At 75.4% G+C, this 9714-nt stretch carries 8 protein-coding genes; 1 reads left to right on the top strand and 7 read right to left on the bottom strand.

All coding sequences use genetic code 11. From position 1 onward, the window contains the following. Nucleotides 1–51: 51 nt before the first annotated feature. The gene (locus ACME2J_RS16860) at nucleotides 52–1503 is read right to left on the bottom strand and encodes a lipopolysaccharide biosynthesis protein (protein ID WP_495546101.1); all 1452 of its coding nucleotides are present in this window, start codon (nucleotides 1501–1503) and stop codon (nucleotides 52–54) included. A gap of 25 nt (nucleotides 1504–1528) precedes the next feature. Here ACME2J_RS16860 and ACME2J_RS16865 point away from each other — a divergent pair, with 25 nt between their 5' ends. Then, complete coding sequence (locus ACME2J_RS16865; protein ID WP_495546102.1) at nucleotides 1529–2638, top strand: glycosyltransferase; 1110 nt, start codon at nucleotides 1529–1531, stop codon at nucleotides 2636–2638. Nucleotides 2639–2694: 56 nt separating this feature from the next. Here ACME2J_RS16865 and ACME2J_RS16870 read toward each other — a convergent pair whose 3' ends face one another. Genes ACME2J_RS16870 through ACME2J_RS16895 form a run of 6 tightly spaced genes read right to left on the bottom strand, consistent with a single transcriptional unit; the run spans nucleotide 2695 to nucleotide 9356 of the window. Continuing rightward, on the bottom strand, nucleotides 2695–4230 hold the full coding sequence (locus ACME2J_RS16870) for an ArnT family glycosyltransferase (protein WP_495546103.1): 1536 nt from the start codon (nucleotides 4228–4230) through the stop codon (nucleotides 2695–2697). Beyond that, nucleotides 4205–5710: an O-antigen ligase family protein gene (locus ACME2J_RS16875; RefSeq protein WP_495546104.1), complete on the bottom strand. Its 1506-nt coding sequence runs from the start codon at nucleotides 5708–5710 to the stop codon at nucleotides 4205–4207. Before ACME2J_RS16875 ends, ACME2J_RS16870 begins: the two co-directional genes overlap by 26 nt. Beyond that, nucleotides 5689–7536: a N,N-dimethylformamidase beta subunit family domain-containing protein gene (locus ACME2J_RS16880; protein ID WP_495546105.1), complete on the bottom strand. Its 1848-nt coding sequence runs from the start codon at nucleotides 7534–7536 to the stop codon at nucleotides 5689–5691. The genes ACME2J_RS16875 and ACME2J_RS16880 overlap by 22 nt, the downstream gene beginning before the upstream one ends. Continuing rightward, a complete protein-coding gene (locus ACME2J_RS16885; RefSeq protein ID WP_495546106.1) occupies nucleotides 7533–8075 on the bottom strand; it encodes a histidine phosphatase family protein in 543 nt (180 codons plus the stop codon). Before ACME2J_RS16885 ends, ACME2J_RS16880 begins: the two co-directional genes overlap by 4 nt. Then, entirely contained in the window at nucleotides 8072–8839 is a 768-nt protein-coding gene (locus tag ACME2J_RS16890; protein WP_495546107.1) for a phosphosulfolactate synthase, read from the bottom strand. The genes ACME2J_RS16885 and ACME2J_RS16890 overlap by 4 nt, the downstream gene beginning before the upstream one ends. Before the next feature lie 28 nt (nucleotides 8840–8867). Continuing rightward, nucleotides 8868–9356 carry a LytR C-terminal domain-containing protein gene (locus ACME2J_RS16895; RefSeq protein ID WP_495546108.1) on the bottom strand — a complete coding sequence of 163 codons (489 nt, stop codon included), beginning with the start codon at nucleotides 9354–9356 and terminating at the stop codon, nucleotides 8868–8870. Between the last annotated feature and the right edge of the window lie 358 nt (nucleotides 9357–9714).

A 9714-nucleotide genomic window follows, 5' to 3' on the forward strand; every position in this document is an offset into this window, starting at 1 on the left:
GTAAGAGGCCGGCGGAGCGGTGACGTCCCCCGGCGAGCGCGGTCGGTCGCGTCAGCTTCCGCCGCGCAGCGCCCGCAGCCGCCGCACCTCGGCCGGGCGCACCGCGCCGACCGCGAGGAGCGCCACGGGCGCCGCAGCGGCCGCGGCGAGACGCGTCAGCCAGCCGGCGACGCCGTCCTCCGGCAACACGATCTCGCCCACCACGGCGACCGCCGCGAGCGCGACGACCGCGCGTGCGAGGAGGCCCCACTCGAAGGGCACCGCGAAGAGCCGCCGGGTGAGGAGGTGGAGCACGACGATCATCCCGACGTAGGCGACGCAGAGGGCGATGCCGGCCCCCGCGACCCCCAGGGACGGGACGAGGAGCACGAGCGCGGCGACGTTGAGGACGAGGCCGACGAGCGCGGCGGTGAGGTTGCGCGTCGTCACCTTCGCCCGCCCCGCGACGGTGACGAGGACGAGGTTGAGCCCGTAGAGCGCCCAGCCGAGGGCGAGCCACGGGAGCGCCTCGTGCGCAGCGGCGAAGTCGGGGCCGGCGAGGAGGTCCACGACCTGCCGCGAGAGGAGTGCGAGCGCGACGACGCTCACTCCGGTGAGGAGGACGTAGGCGCGCGTCACCATCGCGTAGACGCGGCCGGCCTCGTCGTGGTCCGCGACCGAGTAGGCGAGCGGCGGCCACGCGGCCTGGAACGCGCGGACGACGACGATGATCGCCGTCGCGAGCTTCACGGCGACGGCGTACACGCCGGCGGCGGCGGGCGACTCGACGCGCAGGAGGTACGCGCGGTCGACGACGTTGAGGAGGAAGACGGTCGCCTCGGCGGGGATGAGCGGGAGGCCGAAGCGCAGGGGCGCGGCGAGCCGCTCGCGGGTGCCGCGCGGCGGCACGAGACGGACGCGGTCGCGCAGGAGGAGCCACACGCCGAAGAGGACGGCCGTCGTCGCGGCGTAGTTGCCGATGACGTACCCGGTCGCGCCCGCGTCGAGGACGACGACGAGGAGGACCGTGAGGGCGACCGTGACGAGGACGTTCGTGAGCGAGGCGACGAGGTAGTCACGACGCCGCTCCTCGACGCGGAGGAGCGCGTAGGCGACCTCGAGGTTCGTGAACGCCCAGAGGCCGAGGAGCCCCGCGGCCATGAGCCCGGCGTCGCGCGTGCCGAGCACGACGTCCGAGAGCGGCCCGGCGAACACGAGGCCGACGGCGAGCACGGCCGTCGTCCCGGTGGCGACGACGCCCGTCCCGGCGCGGGCGAGAGCGAGCCGCCGCTCCTCGTCCTCGTCGTCGAACCAGAAGCGGACGAGGGCCTCGCCGATTCCCGCCCGCAGCAGGATCGAGCCGAGGATGACGAAGACGAGCAGCGTCTCGGCGTAGCCGTAGTCCTCCGTCGAGAGCGACCGCGTGTAGAGCGGGAGCGTGAAGAGGGCGAGCAGCGAGGCGAGGAGACCGGCGGCCTGGTACGCAGCCCCCGAGGCGACGAGGCGCTTGAGGTAGCCGGTCACGGCGCGCACCGTATCGTTGCTCGTCGTGCCGGAGACCTCCCCGCTCTGCCTGCTCCTGCTCCCGCGCGGACTCGACGGCTTCATCCTCCGCGAGCAGGCCGAGGACCTCCTCTCCGCGCCGCGCGTCGTCGCGGCTCCGCCCACGAGGCTTCCCGCGGGTGCGCTCGCGCGGCTGCCCGCGATCGTGGGGGACGCCGTCGCCCGCGGAGAGGCCCGCCGGCTCGTGCGGCGGACGAGGCGCGCGCACGACGGCGCGCCGGTCGGCGTCGTCGTCCTCTTCCACCCGGTCCAGGAGCCGCTCGCCCGGGAGGTCGTGCGGGTGACCGGCGCCGAGCTCTGGTACGCGCGCTGGGACCGCTACGAGGAGGCCTACGACGCCGGGCCGGCTCGCCGTGCGCGGCTCGCGGCGCTGCACACCCGCGCCGCGACGGCGAGCGCGCTCACCTTCTGCGCGAGCACGCGGCTCGTCGAGCTCGAGCGGGAGGCCGGCCGCGAGGCGGTGCTCGTCGGCCTGCCGGCCGGCGACTTCCCCGCGCCGGACCCGGCTCCTGCGACCCGCGCGGAGGTCGCGGCGGTCGACCGCGCGGCGGCCGAGGCCCTCGATGGAGCGGACGTCGTCGCGCTCTCGCTCGGGCATCTCGGCCGGCGCGTGGACTGGTCGCTCGTCCGCGGGATCTGCGAGCGCGTCCCTGGGCTCGTCCTCCTCCTCGTCGGCGAGCGCCACGACGACGAGATGCCGGGGGACGACGACTTCGCGTGGTGCCGCGACAGCCCGCAGTGCGTGTGGCTGGGGCGCCGCTCTGACGACGAGACCGCGACGCTGCTGCGCGCGAGCGACGTCGGCGTCCTGCCGTTCCGCGTCGAGCCGTTCAACGACGCGGGCCTCCCGTACCGGATCCTGAAGGCGGCGAAGCTCGGCCGCCGCACGGTCACGCCGATGCTCGCGGGTGTCCTCACGTGGGAGCGCGCGGTCGTGCGGTGCGACGACGCCGACGCGATGGCGGCGGCGCTCCGCGACGCGGCGGGGGCTCGCGATCGTCCCGACACGGCCTTGCGCGAGTGGGCGCTCGGCGAGACGGCGCGCAAGGTGAACGCCCCGCTCTGGGAGCGCCTGGGGTCCCTCGGAATCGCGTGAGTGTCGATCTGCCCCCGTCGCCGGTGGGCAGATCGACACTCACGGTCCCGGGGGTGTCACGGGCAGGCGGCCCAGGCCTCGAAGGTGTCGTTCTCCGCGACGAGGACGAAGCCCTCGGGCGGGCGGTTCGTCGTGCGCGGCGTGCCGTCGGCGCGGCCGATGCGCCGGACGTTCTTCTCGCCGACGGCGACGAGCGCGACGCCGGCCACCGACGCCGCCGGGGGGACGAGCGGGTCGGAGCGCGAGACGACGTCGTCCTCGCCGACGTCGAGCACCCAGCGCGTGTCGGGCACGAGGCGGTAGTTCGGCAGGGAGACCGGTCCGCACGTGCGCGCCGCGACGACCTGAGGGTCGGAGAGGACGTCCTCGAGGTTCTCGTGGACCTCGCGCAGGTAGCGCAGCTCGGTCGCGAAGCGGGACGGAGCGTCGCTCTTCACGATCGCCATGCCCGCCGCGCCGAGGACGGCGGCGGCCGCGGCCGCGAGCATCCACGGTCGCCGCCGAGGATCGTCGTCGGCGAGGAGCGTCCACCCCGCGACCGCGAGGGCCGCGAGGAGGCAGAGCGCGACGACGGGGACCGTGAGGTAGCGCGGGAGGATCGAGAGGCCGGCGACGCCGACCCCGACGAAGGTGATCGCCCCCGCGCCGAAGAGCGCGGCGAGGACGGGGAGGCCGCGGAGGCGGTCGCGCAGCCGCCACGCGACGAGGACCCCGAGGAGCGCCGCGGCGGCGACCGGCGGGCGCGCCGTGTCGGCGAGGAACTCGACGAACGCGCTCGGCACCTCGCCGATGCCGCGGTCGCGGCCGAGCGTCTCGGCGAGCGCGCTCGTCGAGTTGAGCGAGTAGAGCGGATCGCCGGTGACGGCGAGGTCGCTCAGGGTCCAGAGCACCGGCGCGACGAGGACCCCGGCGAGGAGCCCCGGTCGGAGACCCGGCTCGTCGCGGCCGAGCCGTCCCGACGCGTGCCACAGCCAGAGCAGCCCGGCGAGCACCCACGCCTCGGGCCGCAGCAGCCCGGCGAGCGCGAGCAGCGCCATCGACAGCCCGGGCCGCGGCGCCGAACCGGATTCCTGGGGCGTGATAGCGCCGCAGGAATCCGGTTCGGCGGTGGGAGGGGGGCGGCTTGCGGCCACTTCCAGGGCCGCGGCCCACACCACCAGCGCGAGGAACGGGACGTCGAGGTAGCCGCGCGCCGCGAAGAGGAGGAAGGCGAACGACGAGCCGACGAGCAGGGCGGCGACGAGGCCGACCGCGCGGTTCGCGATGAGCGTGCCGAGCCGGTAGGTCCCCGCCACGAGGGCGACGTGCGCGAGCGCGCAGAGGACGACGATCGCGCGGTCCGCGGCGTCGCCCACGAGAGCTGCGTAGAGCGCGCCGACGACGTTCCACAGCGGGTGCTGCGTCGGCGTGGCGTAGGCCTCGAAGCTCGGCAGGTCGCCGTCGAGGAGCTCGCGCCCCCAGACGAGCGCGTAGTAGCTGTCGTAGTTCGGGTACGTCGGGACGACGAGCGCCGCGACGAGGGCGGCGACCGCGAGCGCGACGAGCGCCGCGAGCTCGACCTGCTGCTCAGGCGGTCGCGACCGCACGCGCATCGGGCGTCTCGTCTTCCGCGGGCCGCCCCGGCCCCGCGGCGGCGAGGGCCGACCCCACCGCGAGGAGCGCCCAGGCGAGCGGGTCCTCGAGGAACGCCGCGTAGATCATCGTGTGGACGACGACCGCGACGAACGCCGCCGCCACCGCGGCGCGCGCGACCGACCGCGCCGCGCCGCGCAGGAGCGTCCACAGCGCGACGCCGATGAGCGCGAGGTAGAGGAGGAGGCCGGCGGCGCCCTGCTCGGCGGCGACCGTGACGGGGATCGTGTGCGACGCGCTCTGCGCCCGCCGGCTCGACACCTTCTCCTGCCGGCGGTACTCGCGGGAGAAGGACCCGCTCCCCCACCCGAGGAGCGGCCGGTCGGACGCGAGCTCGATGCCGCCCTCGATGAGGTCGATGCGGCCGCTCGTCGCGTTCTCCGCGCTCTCGGAGTCCCCGATGTCGACGTTGACCGCGTCGGGCGCGGCGAGGAGGACGACGACGCCCGCCACCGCGACGGCGGCGACCGCTCCCGCGGCGATGCGCGGGCTCCATCGCAGCCCGGCGAGGACCGCGAGGCCGGCGATGAGCCCCGTGAACGACGACTGCGAGAGCGTGAGGACGAGCCCGCCCCACAGGACCGCGAGCGCGAGGACGGTCACCCACACCTCGCGCGGGCGACGCGCCCAGAGCATCACCGCGGCGAGGCCGAGCATGACGATCGAGAGGAAGCGCCCGTAGATGTTCGGGTCGAAGAAGAGCGACTGGACGCGGAAGTAGTCCTCGAACTGCTCCTCGGCGACGAGGTCGGGGTTGAGGAGCAGCTTCTGCGTCGCGAACTCGTAGCCGCCGATCGCGACGAGGACGACGGAGAGGGCGACGGCGACGACGAGCACGCGGCGCAGCAGCCCGGGCGTCCAGTCGACGCGCGCGAGGAGGGCGAAGAGCGCCGCGAACGGCACGTAGAAGAAGACGATCTGCTCGAGCGCGTCGTCGCTGCCCGCCGACGAGATCGTCTGCGCCGCGTAGAGGACGAGCGTGCCCGCGAGGAGGAGCGGGATGAGGCCGGGCCGCCCGTCCTCCGGGTCGCCGTGCCGCGGCCGGTCCGCGCGCAGCTTCGGGACCGCCCACGCGAGCGCCCCGGCCGCGACGACGAGGTAGAGCGGCAGGAGGAGGTTCGCCGTCGAGCCGCCCGCCGAGATCGGCACCCGGAACGGGATCGCCGCGACGACCGCGAGCGGGAAGAGCTCGGGGCGGCGGTGGAGGAGCCGCGCGGCGAGCACGAGCACGACCGCGCCGGCGACGAGCGCGACCGCGGCGAGCGACGGGCGGTCGCGCAGCGTCCCGAGCTGGTCGGAGTCCCAGATGTGCGCGACGAGGATGACCGGTGCGAGGGCGAGCGCCGCGAGCATCGACACCGCGCGGGCACGGGCCGCCGGGAGCGCGAGCGCTCCGGCCGCGAGCAGCGAGACGATGATCAGCGCGACAGGAGAATCCACGTGTTCCTCACGAGCTGGGCGAGCTCGGGATCGCGGGACAGCCGGGACGGGAGCCCGGGGAGCGGGAGACGGACGACCCGACCGCCGCTGTCCCCGAGGCGGGTCACGAGGATGACGGAGCGCCCCTCGGGCGTCACCGCCGCGCTGAGCCGACGCGCGTCCGGGCCGAGCGCGCGGGTCACCTCGTAGCGCTCGACGGCGAGGAGCTCACCGTCGGTCCCCTCGAACAGCCCGGCCTCGTCGGTGAGCTCGGTGAGCGTCACCGGACCGCGGTCGAGAGGCCGCACGACCGCGCCGAAGAGGTCCGCCGGCGCGGGGACGGTCGGGTCGATGAGGCGCCGGCCGGGCGTGAGACGGGCCTCGCGCCGCAGCGAGTCGATCCCGAACGTCGCGAGCGCTCCGCCGTCCTTCACGAAGGCCCGCAGCCGCCGGGCCGCTCGCGGGTCGAGCCACCGCGTGTCGCCCGGGAGGAGGACGCCGGCGTAGCCGTCGGCGGGGCGGGGGCCGACGCCGGCGGCGAGCGCGACGTCGGTCGTCACGTCGTAGCGGCGCCCCTGGCGGTCGAGCTGGGCGAGGAGCGGCGCCTCCCGCTCGGCGAACCCGACCGGCAGGCCGGTGCCGTCGCCGACGAGCGGGCGCTCGAGGCGGACCGGGAGGCCCCGGTCGAGCATGTCGGCGAGGCCGTCGCCGTCGTCGTCGACCGGGTTGCGGCCCTGCCAGGTCCCCATCGCGAGGACGACGAGGACGCCACCGGGCTCCTTGCGGGTCCCGATCCGCACCGTCTCGGGGCGCACGACCCACGGGACGCGGACCCGCCGGGTACGCGTGCGGACCTCCAGGAGGTAGACGCCGCCCTCCCCTGCGGGCGCCTGGATGCGCAGGAGCGGCCTCGTCCCCGACCCGCGGCGGATCGGGCGCGGAGGCCCGCCGACCCGCCGCAGGTTCCAGGTGTAGCGCTCCTGGCGCGCATCGACCCCGAACGTCGCGCGCTCGCCCGCGCGCGTCGGCTCGATCGGCGGCTGGACGGCGAGGTAGCGGACCGTGATGCCGCCCTTCCCGCCGTAGCCCTCGCCGTACTCGGCGATCGGGAGCTCGTCGTCGTCGAGCGGCACGGAGGTGCCGATGTTCCCGGCGCGGTCGCGGCTCTCGACGACGACGAGATAGGTCCCCGGCGAGACCCGGCGGCCACCGACCGTCCCGTCCCACTCCCACTCGTCGGCGGCGTCGGGAAGCTCGACGGGCGCCATCGCGAAACGCAGCTTCCCCGGGCCCGTCTTGTAGAGGAGCACCCGCTTGCGGTTGCCGGGCGCCCGGAAGCTCACGCGCGCCGGCTCGCCCTCCGGGCTCGGGAGGAACTCCGGCTGCGGACGGGTGCTCTGGACGGGGCCGATGCCGAGGATCCTCGGACTCGGGGGCGTCGTGTCGAGCCGGAAGGCGCGCGGGACGATGATCGACCGGCCCTGGTCGCGGAGCGTGACGCGGTAGCGGTAGAGCCCGTCGGGCGCGACCGCGCCGTCCTCGTCCCGCCCGTCCCAGGTGACGCGCGTGGGCGTGTAGGCGTCGAGGCGCTTCTCGAGGATCGTCACGACCGGATCGTCGTCGTCGTCGACGACGTCCACCCGGACCTCGTCGTCCTCGCGGGTCTTGAACGCGAACCGCGCCTCGTCCAGCCGGCTGTCGCTGTTGGGCGAGAAGAGGGGCCGGACCGTCACCTGCTGGAGGATCGAGGGCCCGCCCTTGAGGCTCTGCGCGACGAAGAAGGCGCCGAACGTCGCCACGACGAGGAGCGAGAACGCCGCGACGACCGCCCGGCGGACGCCGCTCACAGGTCCACCAGCGAGCCGTTCGGGACCTCGATGTCCATGAAGCGGTCGAGCCCCTCCGCGTGGGCGTGGCAGAGCGCGACCCGGATGACGCCGCGGTGGCAGACGACGAGCGCGGGGAGGCGTCCCGCGCCCCGCACCGCCTCGAGACCGGCGACGACGCGCTCCGTCTGCTCGACGAGCGACTCCCCGCCGGGGAACCGGAAGTCGGCGCCGGCGCGGAGGTAGTGCGCGTAGCCGCCGGGGTCGCGCTCCTTCACCTCGTCGTGGAGGAGGTTCGTCCAGTCGCCGGTGTCCGTCTCGGCGAAGCGCTCGTCGGGGACGGGCTCGAGCCCGAGCCGCGCGCCGACGATCTCGGCGGTCTCCCGCGCGCGCTGCAGCGGCGAGCAGTAGAGGGCCGACCACTCCCGCTCGGCGGCGACCTCGGCGAGCTCGGCCGCCTGCTCGCGGCCGCGGTCGTTGAGCGGCACGGGAAGGCGCCCCTGGAACCGCAGGTCCTTGTTGAACGCCGTCTCCCCGTGGCGGGCGAGCGCGACCGTCACGGGGTGGGCTCCGAGGGCATCGTGTCCGACCGCAGGCCGAGCCGGAGGGTCTCGAGCGAGAGGACGTCCCCGGGGGCGATGTTCCCGAGGTTCACCTCGTGCCCGAAGCGCTGCAGGAAGAAGACCTGCTGGTCCTTCTGGGGCGCCTCGAAGAGAAGCCGCTCGACGGGGATCGCGTGGGCGATCTCGTCGATGAGGCCCATGCGCACCTCGCCGTCGGCCCGGTAGATGCCGGCGGTGCCGGACTCGCGCGACTCGGCGATGACCTTCCACGCCCCGGCCGCGAGCTCGGCCTCGATGAGCTCGACCCACCTGTAGGGGGCCATGATCTCCTGGGCGTCCTTGCTGCCGACCTCGCTGAGCACGGTGAACCCATCGTCGACGAGCTGCCGGATGATCTCGTGCTTGCGCTCGGGCGCCAGCTCGATCGTCCCGTCGGAGACCTCGATGTGCGTGATCCCGAGCTCGCGGAGCCACGCCGCGTAGGCGGCGAGCCGGTCGTCGCGGATCGCCGCCTCGGTGAGCGTCCCGCCGAACGTCACCGGGATGCCGTGCTCCCGGTAGCGCCCGAGCTTCGCGTCGAGGTTGCCGGTGACGAGCGCCGTCCCCCAGCCGAGCTTCACGAGGTCGACGCTGTCCCCCGCGACCTCGACGAGCGCGTCGACCTCCCGGGCGGCGAGCCCGCGGTCGAGCACGGAGGTGAGGCCGGTGTCGCGCGGCTTGCCGCTGCGCTCGGGAAGATCGAGGAAGCCGGATGACGCCACGGGAACGTGGGAGGTCGGGAGAGCTCGGCTACTGGGACTGGTCGGCGCCGACCGTGATGACGACGGCGGCGTCCTCGCCTGCGACGACCCGCGTCCCCGGGTCGATCGGCTGGATCGCCGTCCCCGCGAGGCCGAGGAGGTCCGCGACGTCCTCGGCGGCGGCCTCGGAGCCCTCGATGTACTGGACGACCGTCTCCTGCCGGGTCTGGTCCGCCGCGTTGCGCACCGCCCCGATCCGGTAGCCCGACTCCTCGACGCGCGTGGCGGCGCTCCGCGCGAGACCGGCGACGGTCGTGCCGTTGAGGACCGCGACCGTCACCTCGGCGCGGGTGACGGGGGCCTCCTCGGCCGTCTCCGTCCCGGCGGGCTCCTCGGTCGCAGCGGTGTCCTCGGCGCCCGGGGCGGTCGTCGCGATCTGGTTCGGCGGCGGCGGCGTGTCGTCGCCGCCGAGGAGCTGGGTCGCGACGAGGACGCCGACGATGAGCACCGCGGCGAGGCCGCCGATGACCGCGAGCATCCCCCCGCGGCTCGGGCCGTCGCCGTCGCCGCCGTCTCCGTCTCCTCCGCCGCCGCCGGTCATGCGCGAGCGGACGGACTGCGGAGCCGGCGAGGCGCCTGCCGCCACCCGGCGCAGCGGGACGGCGGTCTCGCCGGAGTCCTGGAACGCGTCGGCGCCCGCGGTCCCGCCCGTGGGCAGGACGAGCTCGCCGGTGCCCCCGCCGGTCGGCGCCGCGGCGGACGAGGCGGGAGCGGGCGCCGGGGGCCGGGCCTGCTGCTGCCCGGGCGCGGCGGAGGGGATCTGCCCGGGCTGCGGAGGCGCGGGCTGACCGGCGTCACCGGGCTTGCGGACGACAGTCGATCAGCCGACCGTCGTC

This window comes from Paraconexibacter sp. (genome assembly GCF_059438195.1).

Excerpts from the sequence above, each read along its gene's own strand:
- ACME2J_RS16870 (WP_495546103.1), bottom strand. The coding sequence starts at position 4,230 with ATGCGCGTGCGGTCGCGACCGCCTGAGCAGCAGGTCGAGCTCGCGGCG.
- ACME2J_RS16895 (WP_495546108.1), bottom strand. The coding sequence starts at position 9,356 with ATGCTCGCGGTCATCGGCGGCCTCGCCGCGGTGCTCATCGTCGGCGTC.